This is a genomic window from Roseibium sp. R5, from assembly GCF_055755305.1.
On record NZ_CM146910.1, the window covers coordinates 121,816 to 146,101 of the forward strand.

At 57.3% G+C, this 24,286-nt stretch carries 24 protein-coding genes; 12 read left to right on the forward strand and 12 right to left on the reverse strand.

The annotated features are described in order from the left end of the window. Window positions 1-100: 100 nt before the first annotated feature. Window positions 101-730, reverse strand: a complete 630-nt coding sequence (locus AC0J4F_RS00600) for a glutathione S-transferase family protein (RefSeq protein WP_473025110.1) — start codon at window positions 728-730, stop codon at window positions 101-103. Between the two features lie 126 nt (window positions 731-856). On the opposite strand from AC0J4F_RS00600, the gene AC0J4F_RS00605 reads away from it, so the two are divergent. Further along, on the forward strand, window positions 857-1,375 hold the full coding sequence (locus AC0J4F_RS00605) for a hypothetical protein (protein WP_473025111.1): 519 nt from the start codon (window positions 857-859) through the stop codon (window positions 1,373-1,375). A gap of 110 nt (window positions 1,376-1,485) precedes the next feature. Here AC0J4F_RS00605 and tldD read toward each other — a convergent pair whose 3' ends face one another. Further along, window positions 1,486-2,910 (reverse strand): metalloprotease TldD, encoded by a 1,425-nt coding sequence (tldD, locus tag AC0J4F_RS00610; RefSeq protein ID WP_473025112.1) that lies wholly within the window; start codon window positions 2,908-2,910, stop codon window positions 1,486-1,488. A 505-nt stretch (window positions 2,911-3,415) separates the two neighbouring features. Here tldD and AC0J4F_RS00615 point away from each other — a divergent pair. Both AC0J4F_RS00615 and AC0J4F_RS00620 read left to right on the forward strand, forming a co-directional pair. Further along, complete coding sequence (locus tag AC0J4F_RS00615; protein ID WP_473025113.1) at window positions 3,416-3,643, forward strand: hypothetical protein; 228 nt, start codon at window positions 3,416-3,418, stop codon at window positions 3,641-3,643. A 106-nt stretch (window positions 3,644-3,749) separates the two neighbouring features. Then, window positions 3,750-3,971, forward strand: coding sequence for a DUF2093 domain-containing protein (locus AC0J4F_RS00620; RefSeq protein ID WP_040452894.1), 222 nt, complete (start codon window positions 3,750-3,752; stop codon window positions 3,969-3,971). 13 nt (window positions 3,972-3,984) lie between these two features. On the opposite strand, the gene lpxK is transcribed toward AC0J4F_RS00620, so the two are convergent. From lpxK to AC0J4F_RS00650, 6 genes are read right to left on the reverse strand one after another with little or no spacing between them, the layout of a single operon-like run. Then, on the reverse strand, window positions 3,985-5,007 hold the full coding sequence (gene lpxK / locus AC0J4F_RS00625) for a tetraacyldisaccharide 4'-kinase (RefSeq protein ID WP_473025115.1): 1,023 nt from the start codon (window positions 5,005-5,007) through the stop codon (window positions 3,985-3,987). Then, window positions 4,991-6,310, reverse strand: coding sequence for a 3-deoxy-D-manno-octulosonic acid transferase (locus AC0J4F_RS00630; RefSeq protein ID WP_473025117.1), 1,320 nt, complete (start codon window positions 6,308-6,310; stop codon window positions 4,991-4,993). Before AC0J4F_RS00630 ends, lpxK begins: the two co-directional genes overlap by 17 nt. Then, entirely contained in the window at window positions 6,303-7,001 is a 699-nt protein-coding gene (locus AC0J4F_RS00635; RefSeq protein ID WP_209179380.1) for a lysophospholipid acyltransferase family protein, read from the reverse strand. Before AC0J4F_RS00635 ends, AC0J4F_RS00630 begins: the two co-directional genes overlap by 8 nt. A gap of 32 nt (window positions 7,002-7,033) precedes the next feature. Next, window positions 7,034-7,273 (reverse strand): DUF4170 domain-containing protein, encoded by a 240-nt coding sequence (locus AC0J4F_RS00640; protein WP_008191070.1) that lies wholly within the window; start codon window positions 7,271-7,273, stop codon window positions 7,034-7,036. Between the two features lie 33 nt (window positions 7,274-7,306). Beyond that, complete coding sequence (locus AC0J4F_RS00645) at window positions 7,307-8,107, reverse strand: 3'(2'),5'-bisphosphate nucleotidase CysQ (RefSeq protein ID WP_473025118.1); 801 nt, start codon at window positions 8,105-8,107, stop codon at window positions 7,307-7,309. Continuing rightward, the gene (locus AC0J4F_RS00650) at window positions 8,094-9,437 is read right to left on the reverse strand and encodes a TldD/PmbA family protein (RefSeq protein WP_473025119.1); all 1,344 of its coding nucleotides are present in this window, start codon (window positions 9,435-9,437) and stop codon (window positions 8,094-8,096) included. Before AC0J4F_RS00650 ends, AC0J4F_RS00645 begins: the two co-directional genes overlap by 14 nt. Window positions 9,438-9,746: 309 nt before the next feature. Between AC0J4F_RS00650 and AC0J4F_RS00655 the strand changes: the two genes are divergently transcribed. After that, a complete protein-coding gene (locus AC0J4F_RS00655) occupies window positions 9,747-10,337 on the forward strand; it encodes a DUF6101 family protein (protein ID WP_133948378.1) in 591 nt (196 codons plus the stop codon). 22 nt (window positions 10,338-10,359) lie between these two features. Here the strand turns inward: AC0J4F_RS00655 and ubiA are convergent, their stop codons facing one another. Together ubiA and AC0J4F_RS00665 are read right to left on the reverse strand one after the other, a co-directional pair. Beyond that, a complete protein-coding gene (gene ubiA / locus AC0J4F_RS00660; RefSeq protein ID WP_473025120.1) occupies window positions 10,360-11,310 on the reverse strand; it encodes a 4-hydroxybenzoate octaprenyltransferase in 951 nt (316 codons plus the stop codon). Between the two features lie 191 nt (window positions 11,311-11,501). Continuing rightward, window positions 11,502-11,963, reverse strand: coding sequence for a GNAT family N-acetyltransferase (locus tag AC0J4F_RS00665; RefSeq protein WP_473025121.1), 462 nt, complete (start codon window positions 11,961-11,963; stop codon window positions 11,502-11,504). Window positions 11,964-12,128: 165 nt separating this feature from the next. Between AC0J4F_RS00665 and purD the strand changes: the two genes are divergently transcribed. The 6 genes from purD (at window position 12,129) to AC0J4F_RS00695 (ending at window position 20,269) form a co-directional block, all read left to right on the forward strand. Then, complete coding sequence (gene purD, locus AC0J4F_RS00670) at window positions 12,129-13,400, forward strand: phosphoribosylamine--glycine ligase (protein ID WP_473025122.1); 1,272 nt, start codon at window positions 12,129-12,131, stop codon at window positions 13,398-13,400. Between the two features lie 77 nt (window positions 13,401-13,477). Next, window positions 13,478-14,383 (forward strand): alpha/beta fold hydrolase, encoded by a 906-nt coding sequence (locus AC0J4F_RS00675; RefSeq protein WP_133948386.1) that lies wholly within the window; start codon window positions 13,478-13,480, stop codon window positions 14,381-14,383. A gap of 289 nt (window positions 14,384-14,672) precedes the next feature. Beyond that, window positions 14,673-17,786 carry an EAL domain-containing protein gene (locus AC0J4F_RS00680; RefSeq protein WP_133948388.1) on the forward strand — a complete coding sequence of 1,038 codons (3,114 nt, stop codon included), beginning with the start codon at window positions 14,673-14,675 and terminating at the stop codon, window positions 17,784-17,786. 123 nt (window positions 17,787-17,909) lie between these two features. Next, window positions 17,910-18,764: a patatin-like phospholipase family protein gene (locus AC0J4F_RS00685; protein WP_133948391.1), complete on the forward strand. Its 855-nt coding sequence runs from the start codon at window positions 17,910-17,912 to the stop codon at window positions 18,762-18,764. A 110-nt stretch (window positions 18,765-18,874) separates the two neighbouring features. Next, window positions 18,875-19,216: a hypothetical protein gene (locus AC0J4F_RS00690; protein ID WP_473025124.1), complete on the forward strand. Its 342-nt coding sequence runs from the start codon at window positions 18,875-18,877 to the stop codon at window positions 19,214-19,216. Window positions 19,217-19,408: 192 nt separating this feature from the next. Next, window positions 19,409-20,269: an MBL fold metallo-hydrolase gene (locus AC0J4F_RS00695; RefSeq protein ID WP_133948395.1), complete on the forward strand. Its 861-nt coding sequence runs from the start codon at window positions 19,409-19,411 to the stop codon at window positions 20,267-20,269. Window positions 20,270-20,281: 12 nt separating this feature from the next. Here the strand turns inward: AC0J4F_RS00695 and rsmD are convergent, their stop codons facing one another. Together rsmD and AC0J4F_RS00705 are read right to left on the reverse strand one after the other, a co-directional pair. Continuing rightward, the gene (rsmD, locus tag AC0J4F_RS00700) at window positions 20,282-20,842 is read right to left on the reverse strand and encodes a 16S rRNA (guanine(966)-N(2))-methyltransferase RsmD (protein ID WP_133948397.1); all 561 of its coding nucleotides are present in this window, start codon (window positions 20,840-20,842) and stop codon (window positions 20,282-20,284) included. Further along, entirely contained in the window at window positions 20,839-22,317 is a 1,479-nt protein-coding gene (locus tag AC0J4F_RS00705; RefSeq protein ID WP_133948399.1) for a pseudouridine synthase, read from the reverse strand. Before AC0J4F_RS00705 ends, rsmD begins: the two co-directional genes overlap by 4 nt. A 160-nt stretch (window positions 22,318-22,477) precedes the next feature. Here AC0J4F_RS00705 and AC0J4F_RS00710 point away from each other — a divergent pair, with 160 nt between their 5' ends. Both AC0J4F_RS00710 and AC0J4F_RS00715 read left to right on the forward strand, forming a co-directional pair. After that, entirely contained in the window at window positions 22,478-22,945 is a 468-nt protein-coding gene (locus AC0J4F_RS00710; RefSeq protein ID WP_133948401.1) for a nucleoside deaminase, read from the forward strand. Window positions 22,946-23,075: 130 nt separating this feature from the next. After that, on the forward strand, window positions 23,076-24,239 hold the full coding sequence (locus AC0J4F_RS00715) for a porin (RefSeq protein ID WP_473025125.1): 1,164 nt from the start codon (window positions 23,076-23,078) through the stop codon (window positions 24,237-24,239). Window positions 24,240-24,286: the final 47 nt, after the last annotated feature.

Genomic DNA, 24,286 nt, shown 5'->3' on the forward strand with positions numbered 1-24,286 from the left:
GTCTGAAAGAAACATTGAGATAGGCCAAGGCAGACAGCGTCTACGGCAATACCGTGCCGCCAAGAAATCACCCGACCATTTCCTGCTCTCAGACTAGCGGTCAGGTGAGCGGGCTCATGACACCCTTCAGGTAGGCCGGACGTTCGGTCAGTCGTTTGTACCAGGCCGCAAGATACGGCTGATCGGGGCGCTCAAAGTCCATATTGAACCAGGCATAGGCAAGGCTTCCAAGCGGGATATCGCCGACCCCGCACGCGTGACCGGACAAATAAGGCTGGTCTTTCAACAGTGTATCGACAACGGCGAACTGAGCGGAACAATGCTCGATACCATGCGTGATGGCTGCTTGGTCCCTGTCTTCCGGAGCCGTTCGGACCAGATTCCAGAACAGGTTTCTGAACGGCATCCCGAACGAAAACGTGGTCCAATCCATCCACTGATCCGCCAGCGCCCATTCCCTCGGATCTTCTGAAAGGAACGGCGCGGTGCCATGAGTTTTGGCCAGATAGCGGCAGATCGCGTTGGATTCAAAGATGGTGAAGTCCCCGTCTTGCAGGCAGGGAATACGGCCATTCGGATTCAGCGCGCGATAGTCGGGCGTATCGACAACGCCAAAGGCCCCACCGGCATCGATCTGCTCGTAGTTTAGTCCGAGCTCTTCCAGACACCACAGAACCTTGCGCACATTGGACGAGTTGATCCGCCCCCAGACCTTAATTTGGCCGATCATTCGAAGGATAATTTCCTAGATTTGTCGAACAACTATCCCGGACAACTCACGTATTCCAATGATAGGCGTTTTTGAAAAAGAATGTTCATAAACAATAGGCACCCGGAAATAATCAACCAGCCACGAATGAAAGCACCTGTTTTTACACTACTTTTGGCTTCCATCATCATTGTTCGTTTCCTTGTTTTGCTCGATACGATGGGCAAGACCGACCGCTTCATCGCGAGCTTGCCATCCCAAATAGAAACAGAAGGGCTTTTGATGCGAGAAACGCGGACCGGCATGCTCAACGGCCTCATACCAGACTATTGTGGGATCAATGTAATTCGGATTACTGACGCCACCGCCGAGCGACTGAAAAACGGAGGCCTTACCTTCCTGAAGGAAGCAACGCGTAGCAGGTGGAGTTCCCGCCCAGACACACAAACTGTTTTTTACGAGCCGTGGAGGACTATCACCCCCTCTCAATCGATAGGTGATAGTTTCGTTATGAGCGTTATGTCGTGCGCCGGCAGTCTCAACATCCCGTTTCATGAGATAACCGCGGGCATCAAGAGCGGAAGTGGGTTTGTATCAAGCGGTCGAGGACCGAATTACTATTTGCTTCCCGAACAAAGGCTCTTTGTGCATGTGTTCATGGATTGATAGCCGCTCAAATGACCAACTCCGCTAAGAAGCATCGCGATGTTATCAAGAAGCCGTCTGACCAGCTGAAAAGCCACATCAGACAGCCCCAATTCGAATAACTAAGTTGCTTAAACCGCAGTGCCACCCACCGTCATCGCATTGATGCGCATGGAGGGCTGGCCGACGCCGACCGGAACGCCCTGCCCCTGCTTGCCGCATGTACCCATGCCCGGATCAAGCTCCATGTCGTTGCCGATCATCTCAACGCGGGTAAGGGCATCCGGACCGTTGCCGATCAGCATGGCACCCTTGACCGGCGCGCCAACCTTGCCGTTTTCGACCTTGTAGGCCTCGGTGCAGGAGAAGACGAATTTACCGGACGTGATGTCGACCTGACCGCCGCCAAAGGCGACCGCGTAAATTCCATCCTTTACGGAAGCGAGAATTTCTTCCGGATCCTTGTCTCCGTTCATCATGACCGTATTGGTCATCCGCGGCATCGGGATATGGGCGTAGGACTGCCGGCGGCCATTGCCGGTCGGCTCCATCCCCATCAATCTGGCATTCTGGCGGTCCTGCATGTAACCGGTCAAAATACCATCCTCGATCAGCACGGTCCGGGCCGCCGGTGTGCCTTCATCGTCAACCGACAAGGAGCCGCGGCGGTCCGGAATGGTGCCGTCATCGACAATCGTCACACCAGGTGACGCCACCCGCTCACCCATCAGGCCCGCAAAGGCCGAGGTTCTCTTGCGGTTGAAGTCGCCTTCCAAGCCGTGACCGACGGCTTCGTGCAGCAAAATGCCCGGCCAGCCTGGCCCAAGGACGACATCCATCTCACCCGCCGGTGCCGGAATGGCGTCCAGATTGACCAGCGCCTGACGCAGCGCTTCGTCGACACCGCCCTGCCAATTCTCTGTCGTGATGAACCGCTCGAAGCCTTCGCGCCCGCCACACCCGTAAGAGCCGCTTTCCTGCCGGTCATCATTGCCCGCGACCACGGAAATGCTGAGCCGCACCATCGGGCGGATATCCCGCACGAGGTGACCATCGGCACGCATGATCTCCACCACCTGCCAGGATCCGGCGAGCGACGCGGAAACCTGACGCACACGCGGGTCCTTCGCCCGCGCATAGGCATCGATTTCCTGGAGCAGCTTGACCTTGTCTTCAAAGCTCGGGCCACCCAGAGGATTTGCATCCGTATAAAGAGACACATTCGTCCGGGCCGGTGCAGCGGCATACGTCCCGGAATAGCCCTTCGACACCGCGCTGACCGCATCGGCCGCCCGCCTCAAGGCCGCCTCGGAGATATCGCCGGCATGCGCGTATCCTGCGGCTTCTCCGGCCACGGCGCGCAGCCCGAAGCCTTGAGCCGTGTCGTAGTTGGCGCCTTTCAGCCGGCCATTGTCGAAGACAAGGCCCTCGGTCTGGCGGTATTCCACAAACAGCTCGCCATCATCGGCGTTTGCGAGTGCTTGCTTGGTGATGCGTCTGGCTGTTTCCAAACCCAGGCCGGATGTTTCGATCAGATCAGAACCGGACAAAGCCATTAGAACTTCCTTGTTGAACCAGTGCCGCTGCCGAACATCAGACTGAGCTGCACGCCAGACGGCACATATGCCTTCTTGACATCAACATAGGCATTTCACGGGGCAAATCACCCCAAAAGCGCAGAAATCCACTTGGCAAAATTTTAATATGAATATAACTATCAAGTTTAAATGCAGTTGAAACTCCTGCGTATCCAGCTGGGTATCTTCCGAAGACCCAAGCCAGACCTCCAAAAATCCTGAAAAACCGACTGCGGCCTTCCCGCAGCAAAGAGGCTTGCGCCGTGACTGATCAGACCGAACGGCGGCTGCCGTCCAGCTTAATTGCATTTAACTTCTTTGCCGCAGCCCGAGGAGATGGCTTACATCCGCGGCTTGCCGAGGCCTTGGCCAAGACAGGGTCTGTCTCTGGTCAGCCTCTTCCATTTGAAACTGCCGATAACGTGGTGCGCGTGTGTTTTTCAAGAATTGGAGCGCCTGATCAGAAAACGGGATCTGAAAGTTCATGAACGGCGTTTTGATCGCTCTTCATCTGGTCGCATGTCAGCCAAATCTTCTGATCTGCGAGGATCTGTCCGCCTCCCGAGAGTATTGGGAGGATATGGACGCCTGTCAGGTTGCCCGTGAACCCGAAATGGACCGGGCCCGGGACAACCTTCCTGACGAGACCGTTGTCATGTCCAGATGCCGTTTCACGATCGCGCCGGATGCCCGCACAGCGCCAATTATCTAGGTGACTTCGCCTTTGCAAACCGGATCGGACTTGCCGAACCTGCCCAATGTGCCATAAAGAGGCCCATGTTGACGCTAAACGTCCGGACAAAAAGCATCAGGCCACAATGAACCGCTACGAAAATCCGCGCATCCCGAGCGAAGCCCGCATCCGGTATCTCGATGGAGATTATCAGGTTGAGACGCCGGGGACCTTCGTGCGCTGCGCCGTGACGGGCACCGCGATCCCGCTAGATGAGCTGAAATACTGGTCGGTCGAACTGCAAGAGCCCTATGTCGATGCCCACGCGTCCATGAAACGCTACCTGGAAACGCAGGGTAAGAACTAAACCGTTTTTTCGGTTAGGACTTGAAAGCGCGGTTTCTCAGGCAGTCCTTGATCAGGGACACCAGCCGGTCTTCCTCCGGGACCTCCATTTGCACATCAAGAACTTCCGCCTTGGCAGCGAGCCAATGGAAGATTTCGCCGCGCTGTGTGGTGATGCGCGCCATGTCCTTGGCCGTGGTAACGAGTTGCAGCCCGTCCCGATCGGACTCCGTCAACAGTTCTCGGGCATCTGCTTCGCTGAAATCATGGTGATCGGCAAACTCCCGGGTCTTTGCCACCTTGTGACCGAGATCGGTGAGGGTCTTAAAGAATTTCTGGGGCCGGCCGATGCCGGCAAAGGCCAGGAGATCTTGGCCTGAGAGAGCGTCGTTTTCTTCCGGAACGATATAAGCATGCAGGAAAGGCAATCCGCGCCGGCCCGCCAAATGGACAGCGTCCGAAGCCCGCTCCCCCTCTCCGACAAGAATCAAGCAGTCGGCCTTAACGATCTGTTTTTCCGCTGGCGCACGTAACGGTCCGGCTGGAAAACACAGACCATTGCCAAAGCCGGTCGCGCAGTCCACCAGGACCAAGCTGAGATCCTTGTGCAAAGACGGGTTCTGGAAACCATCGTCCATCAGGATCATGTCGACCGGCTGTTTTTCCAGCAGTTCCGCTCCGGCCGGACGGTCTGCAGAAATCACCGTTGGTCCGGCTTGAGCCAAGAGCAGCGCTTCGTCGCCAACGTCCGCCGCAGTGTGTTGTGCCGGGTCAACAAGCACCGGTCCTTTGAGACGTCCGCCATAGCCGCGCAACAAAAAGCCGGGCGCATGCCCTTCCTTGAGCAATCGGTCTGACAGGCGGAGTGCGAAAGGGGTCTTGCCGGTTCCGCCGGTCACAAAATTGCCGATGCAGACGACGGGCAACACGCTTCTTGCCTCTGAATGCTGCACCATCCGGCGGCCAGCGATGAGGCCGTAGATCCAGCCAAAAGGGGCAAGCGCGAGCGCAGCCGCGCTTCGATTGGGTGTCCACCAGAAATCAGGCGCCTTGCCCATCGCCCCTCTCCATGGTGTCGGCCCGAGTTGTTTCTGACAGCATGGGCTTCAGCAAGTCAGCGGTTCGGTTCAAGGCGCCGCGTCCCTTGATGACCAGGTTCATCGCCTGGTCGACCTGCTCCTTGCGGTTATCAGGGTGGTCCATGAGGCCAGCAATTTCCGAGGCAAGCTGAGCGGGCTCCTCAACCTTAAGAGCTGCGCCTTGTTCCCAGAGGTCCTTGTAAACGGCTCTGGCATTGGCGACTTTCGGCCCTGTAACCAGAGCCGACCCCAAAAGCACGGCCTCGACGGGATTGTGTCCACCGGCGTCGTTGAACGACCCTCCGAGAAAAGTCACCGGGGCCAAGCGGTAGAACAACCCCATTTCGCCGAGCGTGTCACCTAAATAGACCCCGGTTTCAGCGGTCACCGGATCGCCACAACTCCGCCGGGCAATCACGTGGCCACTTTCACTGACAAGTGCTGCCACATCATCGGCGCGGGCCGGGTGGCGGGGAACAAGTAGCAAAAGCAGGTCCGGATGTTCTTCAAGAAGACGCGCATGCGCCTTCAGCGCTATTTCATCTTCGCCCGGATGCGTGAGGGCCGCCATCCAGACCGGGCGATCGCCGATTTGATCGGCAAGCCGGCGGCGGTCTTCTTCATCAGCAGCTGGCTCTGCCGCATCGAACTTTAAATTGCCCGGCATTTCGACGTGCCGGCATCCGAGCCTCAAGAACCGCTCCTTGTCTGCTTCGCTTTGCGCCAAAACCAAATCGAGACACTTGAAGATGTAGCCAGAAGTTTTCGGGGCTTTCATCCAGTTGCGCGACGAGCTCTCCGACATCCGTCCATTCAGAAGTGCAAACGGGATACCGCGTTGATGCACCTCATCGAACATGCAGGGCCAAATCTCGGATTCCACCACCATGGCCAGATCGGGCCGCCAATGATCCAAAAAGTTCGAAACGCATCCCGGCGTGTCATAGGGCGTGAACTGATGAATTCCGGTTTCCGGCAACCGCTTTTCGGCGACTTCAGCAGCCGTGACCGTAACACTGGTCAAAAGCACCGAGTGGCCGTCGCGTGCGAGCTGTTCGATCAGCGGCAAGACAGACATCGTTTCACCGACGCTGGCAGCGTGGATCCAAACAAGTGATCCCTTTGGCCGCGGCACTCCAGGAATACCGAAGCGCTCCCCCTTGCGGCTTTCGATTTCCTTGCCGTTTGCAGCGCGGCGGCGGAACAAAAGATGCAGAAGTGGCGTCAATGCTCGTCCAAGGGCCCGGTAAAACGTCAGGGCGATGGGGCGCCGCTCAGCCATTCGGCCTTCCGACAAGCTCGTAGACCCGGCGGGTCGCGGTGTTCAGGCCGTCTTCCACTTTCTGGCGGTAGGCTTCCAAACCTTCATCATCCGTATCGGAAGGGACCCAGATCAGGTCACCGCCAACGATACCGCCGCGGCCAAAGGGCAAATTGACACTCGCCTTGTCCCAGCTGTTCAGCTCGATGCTGCGGCTCGTGGCCACTGCGACCGGCAAAATCGGCCGGCCGGAATGTTTGGCGAGCTGGACAATCCCGGCACCGGAGTGCCGTGCGGGCCCTTTGGGAACGTCGGCTGTCATTGCAATGGAGTATCCGTCCTTCAAGGCCCTTACCGCCTCGATAAACCCACGCATGCCGCCGCGTTTCTTGATTTGGTGCGCAGTCCGCCCGCCAGAGGCCCGGATCAATCCCATGCCCAGCTTCCGCGCGGCAATTGCATTGATCTCGCCGTCCGCGGATTTGGAGATCATCACCTTGGCCGGCCAATGCGATGGTTTGGCGAACGGCACCATGAAGTGCTGTCCGTGCCACATGGCCACGATCACGGGCAGGTCCTTGTCCGTGTCTTCATGGATGGTCACAGGTTCGATCGTAAAGCGGTTCGTATAATAAACCAGCTTCAAATATCCAGCGAGCAGGGAGCCGATTGCCGAAAGAACAAGCGGATGTCGGCCGATGCGTTTTAGCATTTTTCTTTTTGCCCAAGTATGGAGCGGCGCCGTCAGCTGGCCGTATCGGGGTCCAGCAAGCGGTGCATGTGTACAATGAAGTAGCGCATGTGCGCATTATCGACGGTTGCCTGCGCCTTGGCTTTCCAAGCCGTGTAAGCTTCCGCATAGTTCGGATAGATCCCGACAATGTCCAGTTCATCCAGATCGCGGAATGTCAGACCGTCGGGACTTTCCAGTTCGCCGCCGAAGACCAAATGCAGGAGTTGTTTCGGTGCTTCTGTATCGCTCATGAACAGTCCTTGTTTGCCTGGATCCTCGAGGCTTTAAGCAATCAGCTTTCCCAGAACGTTGCGAACCGGCCCGCTCAGTTGCACAGGGGCTGCAACAAGTGCGGGATGGCGCGTCTTCGCGCGGTTGTAAAGCAGTTGCTCACCCGACAGATCGGTCAGAGTTCCGCCAGCTTCCTGCACCAAAAGATCGGCGGCTGCAAGATCCCAATCGCTTGGCCCACCCCGTGCCGCTCCGACATCCACCCGGCCACAGGCCACCATGGCGAGCCGGTAAGCCAGAGACCGCAACACATCCGTTGCCTCAAACCCGGCCGCTTGAACGTCTTCGTTGGCGGCAATCGAATAGGGCCCGGTTAACAGGGCTCCTGCCGTTTCGGTTCTGTTCGAGACCGCTATCTCATCCTTGTTCAAGGACGCCCCACCGCCTTTTGCCGCAAGGAACATTTCCTTCCGTCTTGGACAATAGACCGCGCCTGCAACAGGCCGCCCCTTGTCGACAACTGCGACGGATACAGTCCACTCATCACCGCCAGCCAGGAAAGCGCGGGTTCCATCAATCGGATCCACGATGAACACGCGGTCATGCTGCAGCCGGATCGGATCGTCAGCGGTTTCTTCCGACAGCCAGCCGTAGTCCGGCCGGGCCGCGCGCAAGGTTTCACCGAGAAAACGGTCGACGGCGATGTCAGCCTCCGAGACCGGAGACTTGTTGCCCTTGAACCAGGTTTCCGGATCGCGGCCGAAAAAGGTCAGCGCCAGCTCACCGGCTTCCAGCGCCGCATCTTCCAAAAGCTTCAGATCGGCTTCAAAGGCAGCAGCATCAATTCCCGGCAAGGGCCATTCCTTCAATCATGATTGAAGGGGCCGCAGCTGCATAGCGGTTGTCCAGATCGCTGCCGGGCACCATACGCTTGAACATGTCCTTCAAATTGCCTGCGATCGTGATTTCGCTGACGGGTCTAACGATCTTGCCGTTTTCGAACCAGAAACCGGCAGCTCCGCGTGAATAATCTCCGGTGAGGCCGTTTACTCCGTGACCGATCAGATCCGTCACAAGAAGGCCGTCGCCCGCGTCCGCCATCAACTCTTCCAGAGACTTTTCTCCCGGCATCAAGGTCACGTTTGTGGAGCCCGGAGACGTGCCACTGCCAGCGCGCCGGGCGCGGCCGTTCGGAGCCAACCCCAGCTCGCGTGCCGAAGCCCCATCCAAATACCAGTGTTGCAAGACACCATCTTCAACCATATTCAGAACGCTCGCCTCGGTTCCCTCACCGTCGAACGGGCGGGTCGCCGCGCCGCGGCGCTTGAACGGGTCGTCAACAACCGTCAGGCCGGGCGCCAAAACCGCCTCTCCCATCTGATCCATCAGAAAGCTGGTCTTCCGCGCAACCGACGCTCCATTTATCGCGCCGACCAGGTGTCCAAGGATGCTGCGGGCAGCCCGCGCTTCATAAACCACGTTGGTGGTGCGCGTGGAAAGCTTGTCCGGGTTGAGCCTGCGCACAGCCCGCTCCCCGGCCCGGCGGCCGATATCAGCAGGTGCATCAAGGTCTTCAAAGAACGTGCGGCTGTCGAAATCGTAGTCCCGCTCCATCGCGGTGCCATCACCGGCCACCGCCGTCATGGACATGCCGAAACGAGAAGAAAGATATGACCCCTGAAATCCATGGCTGGTTGCCATCACCACACCGGCAAGGCGCCAGGATGCCGATGCACCACCGGATTTGCTGACCCCCTCCACGCTGAGGCCCGCAGCTTCCGCTTTGAGCGCTATGTTGGTGAGTTCGTCGGCCGACAGTTGTTTGCTGTCCAAGAGCTCCAGCTCCGGCAACTGCTTGACCAGCAAATCCGGATCAGCAAGGCCCGCAAACGGGTCTTCCGGCGCCACCTTGGCCATTGCGACTGCGCGTTCCGCAAGATCTGACGGATTGTCCAACTGATTGGCCGACACAGCTGCACTGCGTTTTCCAACAAAAACCCGCAGCGTGACGTCATCCCCCTCGGCACGTTCGGTCTCTTCGACCTTGCCGTCCCGGACTTCAACGCCCAGAGAGACACCAGTGACCGCAATGGCGTCGCAAGCGTCTGCGCCTGCATTGCGGGCTGCAGCAACCAAACGTTCGGCTCGGGATTGGAGTTCAGCTTGATCAATCAATTCGGACATTCATACCGCCTTAGTGTTGGCATACCGCCTTATGTTGGGCTGTTGTTTACGCTCCGGACGATAGAGCCGCAACCGTTGGAGGATAACTAATGGTGTGCGGCGGAACGAAAACCGATTTCCATGGAAATTGGGGCTGCATGCCGCTCTTGCCAAGCCATTATGCTCAACAGAGTGTTAGCGGGCTCGTTACACTCCAGTAACCCTCTTTAAAATCACAGTTTTTTAACCGTGTCTCTTAAGCAGATCACGACTCTTCGGTGTGTAGAGTAACTTCATCAAGAGGCCAAAAGGCCCGGTGGAGAAGTCACAGTGAAGCGTCAAACAGAACAACAGATGACACAAGCGGCCGGGATCGGCACCGAGCAGGTGCTGCATCCCGGTTGCCTCCCAATCCAGTTCCAGCAACGCCTGGAAGCCCGGCCAGGAACAACCTCCCTTCCGGCCGATATCTTTCTTGATCGCGAAAAAGCAATCATCAAGCGCCGTGTTGGCGGTCTGCCAGTCACAATCGTTGTTCCGATGCATGGTTTTGACGGCGTGATGGTGCGCATTGTTCCAGGCAATACGCCTGGAGAGATCCTCGCCAGTTTGATCCTGAAGCATCCTGACGGTGCGCTGTCGATCACACTGGTGGAAACACATTCATCCGACGAGCTGGCTACGCATTGGAGCCGCTGGGCGCAAGTCTTGTCGTTGCCCATGCTGGTGTGTGATCTCGGTGGTGCCGTCAAACCGATTGAAGCTTTTCAGGCCAACCCGGCTGCTGCCCCAGCACCACGCCGGAAACTGCGTCTCCTGACCGGCCGGCGCCCGCGCTTCCTGAACCGCCGGCAAACAGGATCACTTGGCAAAGTGTCTGCGAGTTACGCTCACGAACGCGAGATCATCGCGCGGGACTGACTCTACGCCTTTCGATTTCCCGTCAGGCGAACATCCCTGAAATCAAAGCATCTGCTGTGAAGCCGATAAACAGGATCCAGCCGTAGATCTTGTTGGATCGGAACAGCTGGAGACACTGATCCCCGTCATCAATATCGATGATGACGATCTGCCAGCCAAGATGGATAGCGCCCAGAAGAATGCCAAGGAAAGCAGCCGGTCCGGCATCGGCCAAGGCTGCAGCAAGGGCAAACAGTAGGGACGCCAAAGCATAAAGCACGATCAGTGCAAGCCGGGTGCGATCGCCAAACAGACGAGCCGTCGACTTCACACCAACCAAGGCATCATCTTCCTTGTCCTGATGGGCATAGATCGTGTCGTAGCCGATGGTCCAGCATATCCCGCCGATGTAGAGCAGGATTGGCGCCAAGGACAGCTCTCCAAAAACCGCAGCCCACCCCATCAACGCACCCCAGGAAAACGCGAAACCCAGGAACAGCTGCGGCCAGTTGGTTATCCGTTTCATGAACGGATAAATCGCGACCGGGATCAGCGATGCGATGCCCAGCACAATCGAGAAGCTGTTGAATTGCAGCAGGACCATCAGACCGACCAGCGCCTGGACCACTAGAAATATCTTTGCCTGACGTTTGCTCACCTGCCCGGCAGGGATCGGCCGGGAGCGCGTCCGCTCCACCTGGGCATCGATATCAACGTCCACAATGTCATTGTAGGTGCATCCAGCACCGCGCATTGCAACGGCACCGATCAGGAACAAGAGCATATGCCAGGGATTCGGCCAGCTGTTGCCCGCCGCGATTGCCGCAAGCGCTGCGGACCACCAGCAAGGCCAAAGCAACAGCCACCAGCCGATCGGTCTTTCCCAGCGGGCCAGACGGGCGTAAGGGCGCAAACCTGCAGGCAGGCGGGTATCGACCCAATGCTGCTTGACCGCATCTGCAACCGGGCCGGTATCCCGGGTGGAAAAGAACATGGCGTGGTCCCTGATTGACGTTTCGCGCGTTAAAAATCCCGCCGAGTCCGCATTTGATTTCCCGCAGCTTTACCGGCTGCGCAAATGAAAATCACCCCCAAGCGGCAATTCACACAGTAAAGCTCTGGAGATCCATTCGCGAGAGGCATAACTGACGCAGTCCGCCCCGCAAGACCAATTTGGAGCGACCTTCAGCAGGTTTCGTCACTTTCCTGATCGGAATACCGAATGAGAGCGGTTCGGGAAAACCCTTCGATTTCGTACACGGCTGCGAGCGGATCATCTTCCTTTGCATAGGCGACCACCACGTCCGGACCGAAGTTTTCCAAGTCGCCAATGATTGCCCGGAGAACCCGCTGGGCAAGCCCCTGCCCTTCATAGGCTTTCAGCAACTGGAGCTCCTCCAGTACCGCAAGCTGACCTCCCCACGAAACAGATTGCTGAAACGACACGCTGGCATATCCCGCGGGGACACCACGCACATCAATCAGGTAGATCCGGCCGGCCGATGCATCGACAAGAAACCGGCTGATGGCACTTTCATACTGCTTGTTGAAAGTGCGGCCCGTCTCTTCCCGGCATTTCCGGACGATGCCGAGTATCTCCCGCCGGTTGGCCGGAGACCCCAACACGACCTGCCATGCGCGGCTCATGTCCGCTCCTGTAAGCTGATGGTCATTTTCTCGGTCAACGGCACACCTCCGGCCCAATTGCGGCTCCGGCCCCGGCATGTTAGACCGCGCCTCACTTGCGGAAGCGGCCCTGCCGGCCCCAACATCCGCTCCCCTTCTTGTTGATGCATGTGAGATTGGCATTTCATGAAAGTTCTCCTGATCGGATCCGGTGGCCGCGAGCACTCCCTTGCCTGGGCCTTGGCGAAATCCCAGAAGCTCACAAAGCTTTATGCTGCTCCCGGGAATGCCGGTATTGCCGCACATGCAGAGCTCTCCGATCTGGACGTTTCAGACCATGCAGCCGTGATCACCTTTTGCCGCGACAAGCAGATCGAGTTTGTTGTCGTCGGCCCGGAGGCGCCGCTCGTCGCCGGGTTGGTGGATGATCTGAACGCGGCGGGCATTAAGGCTTTCGGTCCAAGCAAGGCCGCTGCGCAGCTCGAGGGCTCCAAGGCCTTTACAAAGGCTGTTTGCGACGAAGCGAACATCCCGACGGCAGGATATGGCCGGTTCGACAATGCTGCGGATGCCCTGGATCACGTGCGCACAAAAGGCGCGCCCATCGTCATCAAGGCGGACGGTCTGGCTGCCGGCAAAGGTGTCGTGGTCGCCATGACACTTGCGGATGCGGAAGCAGCCGTCACAGATTGTTTTGAAGGCTCGTTCGGTGCGGCGGGCTCGGAAGTCGTGATCGAAGAGTTCCTGGAAGGCGAAGAAGCGAGCTTCTTTGTCCTGTCTGACGGCATTAACGCTCTGCCTCTGGCAACGGCGCAGGATCATAAACGCGCCTTTGATGGCGACGAAGGCCCTAACACGGGCGGCATGGGTGCCTACTCTCCGGCTCCGGTTCTCACCGATGCTCTGGTTGCAGAGGTGATGCGTTCCATCATCGAGCCGACAATCGCGACGCTTTCCAAGCGTGGAACGCCGTTCAAGGGCGTTCTCTACGCGGGCCTGATGATCACATCGGACGGACCCAAACTGATCGAATACAACACGCGCTTTGGCGATCCGGAGTGCCAGGTGCTGATGATGCGCCTGAAAAGCGATCTTCTAGACCTGATGATCGCGAGCGCGGACGGTACACTCGATCAATCCCAAGCCGACTGGCACGATGATGTTGCATTGACCGTTGTTATGGCTGCCAAGGGGTATCCGGGCGCTTATGAAAAGGGCACGGAGATCAAAGGCCTGAATGCTATCTCGGCTGATGAAGCCGAAGTCTTTCACGCCGGAACAAAGTCCGATGGCGACAATATTCTTGCAAATGGCGGCCGGGTTTTGAACGTTACGGCGCTCGGTAAATCGGTGAAGGACGCACAGGAAGCTGCCTACAAGGCCGCGTCAAAAATCGATTGGCCAGAAGGTTTTTGCCGGTCCGATATCGGCTGGCGCGCTGTTGCGCGTGAGAACTGAGTTAACCCAATAGACCGATAGCCATAAACGTCTCAGATAAATAGGCTCCTCCCGACGACTTATGTTGGGAGGATACTGTGGGCGACACACTGCCAGACTTGTTTCCGGGTTTCGAAAGTCATTTCGTCGAAACTGCGCAAGGGCCGATTTTCTGCCGGACGGGCGGCAACGGCCCGGCACTTTTGCTGGTGCATGGCTATCCGCAGTCACATGTCATCTGGCACAAAATCGCTACGGACCTTGCCAAGTTCTTCACGCTCGTGATGCCGGATCTTCCAGGATACGGGCAGTCCGTCATCCCGCCCTTGAGTGACGATCATGCCGCCTACTCCAAGCGGACGATGGCGCAGACTATGGCCGAGGTTATGGCACATCTTGGCCACGACCAGTTTGGGGCGGTTGGGCATGATCGGGGTGGGCGTGTGGTGTATCGTATGGCGCTGGACATGCCCGATCGGCTTTCTGGCGCTGCGGTTCTCGATATCCTGCCGACCTTTGACTACTGGAACCATCTTGACCGCACCTTCGCACTGAAGATCTATCATTGGGCGTTTTTGGCTCAACCGGCGCCCTTTCCTGAAAATATGATTGCCGCCGACCCAATCCCGTTTCTGGAGCACAAGCTCGCAAGCTGGAGCGCGGCAAAGGACCTGTCGCCCTTCTCTGAGGGTGCGCTTCAGCACACACGCGCTTGGTTTTCAGATCCGGCGCGCATCGCGGCGAGCTGCGAGGATTACCGGGCCGGGGCACATATCGATTACGATCATGATGCTGAGGACCGGCGGACAGATAAAACCATCTCCCTACCGTATCTTGCGTTGTGGGGCGAACAGGGGATTGCGGCGAGTATCGAAGATCCGCTGGCGACCTGGCAGACATGGTGTCCTCATGCCAAAGGTAAGGCAATTAAGGGCGGACATTTCCTGCCGGAAGAGTCACCAAAAGAAATCGCGCAGGAGATACTCGAATTCTTTTCCTTGTAGAAAATACCAAAGTATAAAAAATCAAATTCCAGCTTCAACCAAACTTGCTGAGTTTAAATGCGCATGGTGTTAAGCTGTTAAAATGCAGTGCTTTTCAGTGAAAGTCCTTAATTTTCTTAACACTCTTATTCAATGCAATTTAACGAATACCCGCTATCGATAATTATGGCAGGGACTCTTCCTATCTGATTGGCGCCATCTGGGCTGCCGGAATTTAAGGATAGTGCCTGACGAGGTGCGGGGGGCAACCGTACGCAACGGTTGAAGGTTTGGCGTGGTTGAGCGGAGTATGCGGGACACCGAAGTGAAACGGTCCGGATATCATTTTCTCGATACTGTGGAATCCCGGTTGGATCACATCGCCGCTCAATGGAGCGACGATGGCGCTCGGATTGAACGCCCGCTTAAAGCTGTCTTTATTGGTTTTCTGGCGCTCATCGTTTGCATTCTAACGCTCCAGAACATCGTCACTGAAGTCGCGCGGCTGCAAGTTCCATTCGATCGAGTGCAGTCAGCTTCCAAAAAGCTGGTCCATCAGGAACAGCAGCGCAATGCCAAGGCTCTTGCAACGCTCACAGACCGTTTGACGTCCGATGAAAATCTGACTTCGGCGATGGTCAAGAATGATACCGCATCTGTTGCACTTTATGCAGAGCGTGCTTTTGAGACCTTCAACGGCAAAGAGGGGCCTTACCGGTTGGCAGTTTATGGACCTGATCATTCGGTTCTGTACCGAAAAGGTCCTACGGCAGCCGCTTTGACGACCTCGTCTGACATGACCGGAGACGACGATCATGCAAGTGCGCCGGCTGTCTCCAACAGCCTCGAATACGATCAGGCTGGAACCATTGTGGTTCGCAGCACGGAACCTTTGGTGCATGAGGGCCGGCTGCTCGGCTATCTGGATTTAAGTTCCAGTATCGAAACCCATCTGATGCATTTGAGTTCTGCCGTTAACGGCAAGATCCTCAAAACCGGCGGGCCAGTAACCGCTGCGTCCACCGCCGGTTCCAACCAGCAGAACGCGCAAGCAGCATCAGCCGCTGTTCCATTGCTGTTCAAGGAAGATGACAAGGTTCTCATGACCGAGGGCCTGACTCTTCCATTGGCAAATGCCGCGCCGGGCTCGAAAATCATGCTGCAGCGGGACGTTACAGCTGCAGCGAACGCCTTTTTCAAAACCACCCTTGTCGTGCTGCTTGTCAGCTTGGGCTTCGCGATCCTTGCCTGGGTTGTCATGCAGCGTCTCCTGGCCCGGCTTCAACGCAGAATTGGCCGGACATGGTCCAGCCTGGAAGAAGCCGTCAGTTCCAACACAAAGGAACTTGAACGCAGCCGTGCCCAGCTTCTTGAGGCGCAAGCGATTGCCTCAATCGGCAGCTGGGAGTGCGATCTCAGCACGAAAGAGATCTCTGCCTCGGAAGAGTTTTTCCGGATTACCGGGATTTCGCCTACGACAGCGTCAGGCAACCTGCTGGAGCAATTGATCGAGCGCGTGCCAGCAACAGATTTGCCCCGGGTCAAGTCAGTCATTCATCATGCTCTCGCGCAATGTCAGCCTTTTGATCTGGAGCATTCGATCTTGAGAGCTGATGGCTCGCTTGCACGGATCCACACCAAAGGGCGTGTCTTCAAAGGCGAAAATGGCCGGAGCGTCCGGGGTATCGGGACTGTCCACGACATTACGGAACGGTCCAACACGGAACGCCAGAACACGCTGATGGCAAAGATCCTCGAGACGTCGCTTAACGAGATCTATGTCCTCAACGCCGATACCTACCAAGTTGAATACGCAAACGCCTGCGCGATTACGAACCTCGGCTTCACACTGACCGAGCTGCAAAATCTAACGCTCTGGGACATCAATCAGGAGTTCAGCCGCTCTACCATTGCTGAAAAACTCGTGCCTTTGGCTGAGGGCACCGAAGCCAATATCACGGGCGAGGCCCAACAGCGCCGGAAAGATGGAACGGATTATCCGGTCGACTTCCAGATCCAGATGGTGCGCGACCAGGGCCGTAATCGCATCGTCGCCATGGCGAACGACATTTCGGAGCGGGTACAGCGCGAATCTGAAACCCGGGACGCGAAGGAACGCGCTGAGCGCCTTGCCTATTTTGATCCTCTGACGAAACTCTCGAACCGCGCCGGTTGTCAGCGCGATGCCGGAAAGCGGTTCGCCAAAACCAAAAAGCCGGCATTCCTCATCCATGTTGATATGGACAATTTCAAACGGGTCAATGACACGCTTGGGCACCTGGCGGGTGATTATTGCCTCGCGGAAACAGGACGCCGCCTGCGCGAAGTCAGCCGTGGGCTCGGGACGCCCTACCGTTGGGGCGGCGATGAGTTTGTTATTCTGGCCAATTCCTCAGACTCCGATCCGAACGAATTGTGTGAGCGCGCACGCCGGCTGATGCGGGCGCCGATGGAGTTCAACGGCACAACCTTCTGGCCGACCGTCAGCATGGGGATTGCCCTGTGTCCGGACCATGGCACGAACTTTGAAACACTTCTGGTGAATGCGGACCTTGCGCTTTACCGGTCCAAACACAGCGGCAAGGACCGGTTCACATTCTATTCATCCGACCTGCAGTCCGTGAACGACAAGGAAGCGGAACTTGAACGCGAGTTGCACATGGCAGCTCAACGCGACGAGTTCTTCCTGGTCTTCCAGCCACAGGTCAACATGCGCACGCACAAGGTCGTCGGGGTGGAAGCCCTTGTCCGCTGGCAACATCCGGAACGTGGCGTCGTTTCGCCAGGCGAGTTCCTACCCGTCGTTGAAAAGACAGGCTTTGCCGCTGTTCTTGGAGAAATTGTTCTCGACAAGGCGTTCGCGGCAGCCAAATCCTGGCAGGATGCAGGATTGGATTTCGGCCGGATTTCGGTAAACGTTTCTCCGGCGCACCTGTCCTCTGGCATGCTGTTCGATCAATTCAAAACCGCTATGGAACGGCATGATCTGGCACCAGAACGGATCACAGCCGAAGTCTTGGAGTCGGTGTTCCTGGACGATCACAAATCAGGTCACCTGTCGACACTCAAGGATCTTTATGAAATGGGCGTGCATGTGGAGCTGGACGATTTCGGCACCGGATATGCCTCACTTACCCATGTGGTTGATCTTCCCATCAACGGTTTGAAAATCGACCGCTCGTTTACCCAGCAGTTGCTGGAAGATGACCGCAAAGAAATCCTGATCAACCAGCTGATCCATCTGGCCCGCTCGCTCAATATTTCGGTTGTTTGCGAAGGTGTCGAGACGGAAGAGCAATATGACCGCCTGCGCATGATGGGTGACTTTGCAGTCCAGGGCTTCCTCATTGCCAAGCCCCTGCGTTTTGAAGACGCCACCAACTGGATGTCGGAAACCGCAGAAGACCTCTATTTCGTGTTTTAGGACCTGCCCATCACACCGTCACACTGCTGACGTTATGATCAGGCAACGAGTGGCCAAAGGGCCAATCGGCGACACACGACGTCCCCCACGCCCGCCGAATAATCAACAGAGGCATCGGGCCACATGCTGAAAAATGCGTCGCATCCCAAGATCGGCCTGGCCCTTGGCGGCGGAGGAGCAAGAGGCCTTGCCCACATTCCCGTTCTTCAGGCGTTTGACGATTTGGGGATCAGACCCCACAAAATCGCCGGAACATCTATCGGTGCGATCTTTGGGGCAGGCTACGCTGCCGGGCACAGCGGTGAGGACCTGCGCGCGATCGCGCTGGACTTGTTTGCCGACAGCAATAAAGTCCTCTCGCGCTTCTGGAAGCTTGGCCCCAAACGCATCCGAGATCTCTTCCGTGCCGGGCCGGTTCAATTCGATCCTGTCGGTGTGCTGGACGCCTTTGTCGCCGAGTATCTGCCGCCCCGGTTTGAAGATCTCGATATCCCCTTACGAATCTTGGCAACCGATTATTTCGGCTGCACCGAGGTGGATTTCGAAACGGGGCCGCTTTTACCGGCAATTGCCGCCTCCATTTCAATTCCAGCCGTTTTCCGTCCTGTCCGGCATCAGGGAAGATTTCTGATCGACGGAGGTGTTGTAAACCCGTTGCCCTTCGACGGCTTGCGGGAAGAGTGCGATTTTGTGGTTGCGGTTGACGTTGTCGGCGCCCCGGTTCCGCGTTCAAATCCGGCTGATATCAGCATGCTGGACTCGATTTTCGGATCTTCGCAAATCTTGATGCAGACGATCACAGCACAAAAACTCAAACTGGATCAACCGGATATCCTGATCCGCCCGCAGCATGACAATACCCGCGTGCTCGATTTTCTGAAAGCAGGAGCAATTCTGGAAAAGTCCGAAAACTTACGTGGTGTGACACGGGCCAAACTAACAGAACTGCTAAATACAACAAGCGATTCCGTCAAATAGTCTCAAATACTATTCAAGCAATTTCCCTCGCTTAATTTACCGACTGTGGATACTTAAGACTCAATTAACTGAATTTCGCGATCCTTCTCTATGAACCGAGGAGTAGAGCAATGCCGATGGCAAAGGGATCCGCAGATTTAGAGACATGCCCCGTCACGGATGACATCCTGAAGAAACTTTTGGATTCTGCCCTGAACGCGACGGCTGAGATCACTGGCCAATGGCCAGCTGCACAACGCGCAGCAATGGCAGTTTACTGCTACCGGCGGGCCCATTTGCGCAGGCTGGGCCTTCAACTTGCCGCCCAATGCGAACAATCCGACCTCGTCCGCGAAGCCGGAACAGCCGGCGAAATGATCTATCTGCAGTCCAAAACTGCCGGTGCGGCCACCGACGATCTGAAGACCCGCACCCGCGGCACGAGACCGCCGGTCAGCCTTCACATCGTTTGATTGAGTTCCCGGGGCGGGTCCTTCCTCCCACCTGCCCCCACCTGGCAACCGTCCAACAGGCCGGTTGCCTTTTCTTTGGGCAAATGATTGTCCAACCGATCAAATTCCTCGCGATCACCCATAATTCCTTGCCGGTCTTGCCTGAAAGCCTAGTATTATTTGGGTGACACTCGCGAGTGGGGATCGTTCAGCATGTGGCAGTCCATCCATTGCATCCGACCGGCTACCTGGTTTCGTCGACGCTTTGAAAGCAATGCGGCGTTCCTTCTCACTTTCATTACAGCAATTCTCTTTGCTGGCCCTGCTCTGGCGATCTGCCAGGTCGTCGCTGATGCTCCGTACAAGCCGTTGCGGCCGGGCGAAGTCCGGGTGTGGAACGCCAATCTGGAGCCAGATCAAGTTAGCGTTCGCTACATCGGGCATTCTACCTTCGAGCTGGAAACCCCTCAGGGGATCCGCATCGCAACCGATTACAATGACATCTACCGTCCGTTTCTTCCGCCGACGATCGCCACGATGAACGGAGCCCACAGCACCCACTATTCGCTGAACCCTGACCCGAACATCGAACATCTTCTGTATGGCTGGAACCGGAACGGCGGCCCGATGGATCATGATATCTTTGTTGGCGATGTTCGCGTTCGAAATATTCAGACCAACATTCGAGGCTGGGATGGGGAAAGCCGCCGGCTCGGCAACTCAATCTTTATCTTTGAAGCCGCGGATTTGTGCCTCGCCCACTTGGGGCATTTACATCACCGGCTGACGGAAAACGATTTGCTGCGCCTCGGCCAGATTGATGTCGTGTTCGCCGCCATTGACAACTCATCGACGCTTAGGCTCGACAGCCTCATGGACGTGCTGGCTGCCATCAGTCCATCGATGATAATTCCGATGCATTTTCATTTCGCAGGGGCCCTTCCGGCATTCATGGGCCGGGCAACGGAACAGGGCTACCGGATCGTCCGTGCGGAGACTTCAAGTGTGACCGTGAGCCGTAGCACCCTGCCAGCGGAAAAAACGGTCTACATCATGATGCCCGGCGGAGCATAGATCAGGACGCGATTACTCCTGATCAAACCGCAGAAACAGAACCTGACTGTCACCGGCCTTGCGCCGGTCGAGTTCGGTGTACCCTTCCGGGACTTCAACATCCGCAGAGCCCCGCTCTTCCAGAATGCAGATCGCGCCTGGCTTCAGCCATCCGCCTGTCGCAGCAGAAACGAGTGCCCTCTCTCCCAGCCCCTTGTCGTAAGGCGGGTCGGCGAAAACCAAATCGAAGGGTTCAATCGTTCCCGGCTCGCCGAGCTTTGTCGCATCCCGCCGGAATATCTTGGCAGCGCCATTGAGCCCGAGGCTTTCCATGTTCCGGCGGATGACACCACGCGGTTCAGCGGCTTCTTCGATAAACGTACAGTGCCGCGCACCGCGGCTGATGGCCTCAAAACCGAGTGCTCCGGTGCCGGCAAAAAGGTCGAGGACCCGGCATCCATCAATCTCGAACTCAAGCCCATGCGCAAGGATATTGAAGACAGTTTCGCGTAACCGGTCGCTGGTCGGCCGCGTGGCATTTGACTTGGGCGCTGCCAGTGCAGCGCCCTTGAAACGTCCGGCAACTATTCTCACGAACGGTCTCCGCGGCGCGGCGGACGGCCACCGCGATCTGGGCGGCCACTGCGGCCTGACCGGTCGCCCCGATCCGGGCGGTCACCACCGCCTACGCGATCCCGCCCTTCTGACCGTCCGACTTGATCTGAGCGGTTGCCGCGCTCTGGCCGGTCGCCGCGGAACGGACGGTCTTCGCGAGGTCCGCCCTTCCGATCACCTTTGTCGCGGTTTGTGCGACGCTCCTGCTGTTTGTCCTCAACGAGGCCTTCATCTCCCCAAATCCGGCGTTGCGGCAGGGTCGGACGCTCCTCGTTGTAATCCTTGCGAAACCGGGGTTCGGACGTCATGCGGAACTTTGACCGCGGTGAGACTTTCTCCCGGCGCGGCCCTTCGTTTCTCCGCTTGCCCTGTTTTGGGCCACCGTCGTCGCTCCGTGAGGCTTTCTTTCGATCCGTCGCCGACTTGCCCTCACGGGCCGTCAGCCACTTGCCCTGGCCCTTTTCTGAGGAGCCATCCCGGCCACCACCGCGCGGACCGGACCTTTTCTTTTCCTCTTCGTGCTTCGGCATATGGAAGATCGGCGCATCGAAGTCGGCGCCTGCCTCTTCCGCCAAGGCATCGCCCAACTGGTCACGAAGAACACGGCCGCGAATTTCCCGTACATCGCCTTCGGCCAGATCCATGAGCTGGAATGGACCATAGGACAGGCGGATCAGCCGGTTGACCGACATCCCTAGATGTTCAAGGACGCGTTTGACTTCGCGGTTCTTGCCCTCTCGCAGGCCAACGGTCATCCAGACATTGCCGCCCTGTTCCTTGTCCAGTGTCGCCTCGATGGCGCCATAGAGCACACCGTCAATCGCCACACCGTCATTCAAGGTATCGAGTTCAGCCTGTGTAATCTTGCCAAAGGCGCGCACGCGGTAGCGGCGCAGCCAACCGGTTGCAGGCAATTCCAGGACCCGGGCAAGACCACCATCATTGGTCAGCAGCAACAAGCCTTCGGTATTGATGTCGAGACGCCCAACGGTCAAGACCCGCGGAAGATCATCCGGCAGGCGGTCGAACACGGTCGGCCGGCCTTCCGGATCTTTGTTGGTCGTCACCAGGCCGCGCGGCTTGTGGTAGAGCCACAGCCGTGTCCGTTCGCGCATCGGCAGAGGTTCGCCGTCCACCAGAACCTTGTCCTTGCCGGTGACGGTGACTGCTGGCGTGGTCAATACCTTTCCATTGACCTCGACCCGGCCGTTCATGACCCAGGTCTCAGCCTCCCGGCGGGAGCACAAGCCGGCACGGGCCATGACCTTGGCGATACGTTCACCGCTGTCGGTGTCAGGAATGGTCACGCGCGGTGCGTCGCCCGCCTCGCCAGCTTTGGGAGCAGATTTGCGCGGCGCCGGCTTGCGCGGACCGCGGTTGTCTGCTGCGCGTTTGGGTCGGTTCCGGCCGTTGTCCGGGCCAGACCGTTTCGGAGGGAATTTCTTTGTCGTCATAGGCGCGTCATAGCAGAGCAGAACGCGTTCGGGAATCGCTTGTTTTCACCATTTCAAAGTAATCGTACCCGAAGACGGTATCCGGAACCCAAATTCTCCTACTTTTGCAGCTGACGGATGCCCCGTACCGCCTTAAAACGGCGGATATGGAAAAGACGGCATGACCTCTCAAGACAACAACTTTGCCGAAAAGACCTTCATGGATATCGCCCTGGAGGAAGCTGCGGCGGCCGCGGAACGCGGTGAAGTCCCCGTGGGTGCCGTTCTGGTGCGCAACGGGGAGATCTTGGCCCGGGACGGCAACCGGACCCTGGAACTGAGCGATCCGACCGCACATGCCGAAGTCCTGGTTATCCGCGCGGCCTGTGCAGCGCTACATTCCCAGCGGCTTCCGGAGTGCGATCTCTATGTGACGCTGGAGCCATGCGCCATGTGCGCCGGCGCCATTTCCTTTGCCCGGATCCGCCGGCTTTATTATGGTGCCGGAGACGAAAAGGGCGGCGCTGTCGACCACGGAACCCGCTTTTTCTGCCAGCCTATTTGCCACCATGCCCCTGAGACATATGCCGGTATAGGAGAACGCCAATCGGCAGCTCTCTTAAAGGGATTTTTCCAAGGCCGGCGCTGACCACACTCTGTTGCGCAATTGCAACGACGCACAGGTGAATTCACGAACACCCTGACTACGCTGAAAACTGTCATGCAAGACACGCTATGGTAACGGCTCGCGAACCATTAAACTGTCGAGACATCGTGTCATGATCAGATCTGCCATCCTTGGAGCGAGCATGGTGATGCTCGCCGGTCCCGCATTTTCTGCCGATCTTCCAATCGCACCGGAACCGATAGACTACCTGCGGATTTGTGATGCCTACGGCAACAGGTTCTTTTACCTGCCGGGCACGGAAACCTGCCTGCGTGTCGGAGGCCGCGTTCGTATCGAATATCGGCTGAACAATTATGGCAGCGGACCGAACAATTGGTCAGACAAGGCGGCGACAGGGACAACGTTCCGGGCTCGTGGCTACAGCTATCTGGACTCGCGCACCGCAACGGAATACGGGTTGCTGCGAACCTATAACTCCGTCTTCGTGACAAACGACAACGACAGCAGCTCCAATTCCTTGGAGCTGGAGTACAGCTTCATCCAATTCGGCGGGTTCACCTTTGGCCGGGCTCAATCGTTCTGGGACTTCTGGACAGGTTATTCTTTCGGTGCCCGGGTCACCTCCTACTCCGATACCAAATCAAACGTTGCCGCCTACACTCGTGCATTCGGCAACGGAGTGTCCGCCAGCCTTTCAATTGAAAGTCCGGTATCCCGACGGGTGGAACTAATTTCTCCGAACGCCGACGGGTATGGCGGCTTTAAGATCCCAGACGCTGTCGCCAACATCCGGATCGATCAGGCCTGGGGTTCCGCGCAAATCATGGGCGCATTACACCAGGTCTATTTCGTCGACACGGCATCAGAAGCTGCTCTGGGCTGGGCTGTCGGTGCCGGCGCGGAGATCAAGGTTCCTTTCCTTGGTGACCGGGACAAAGTTGTTCTCCAAGTGGGCTATTCCGATGGCGCAAGCCGTTTCCCACTCGACAGTTGGAATGGCCGGATCACCGACGCCATCAATGTTGGCGGGTCCACCAAAACAACAAAGACGTGGAACGTTGCCGGAGGCTGGCGTCACGCCGTAACCGACACGGTCACGGCCAATCTGGAAGGTGGTTACCACACGGTCGATGCCGCCTTGGACAGTTACGATTTCAATCAATGGACAGTGACTGGCAACGTTGTCTGGTCGCCAATTTCCGGCGTGGATATCGGCGCTGAAATGCAATACCGCAACGTCGATTTCGATAGAGCGTCCGGGCTTTCCGATACGGATGAAATTTACACAACGCTCAGGGTTCAAAGAACGTTTTAAGGCTCGCGGGATACCATTGGCAGTACCGCGCAGTCACGTGACGCGCA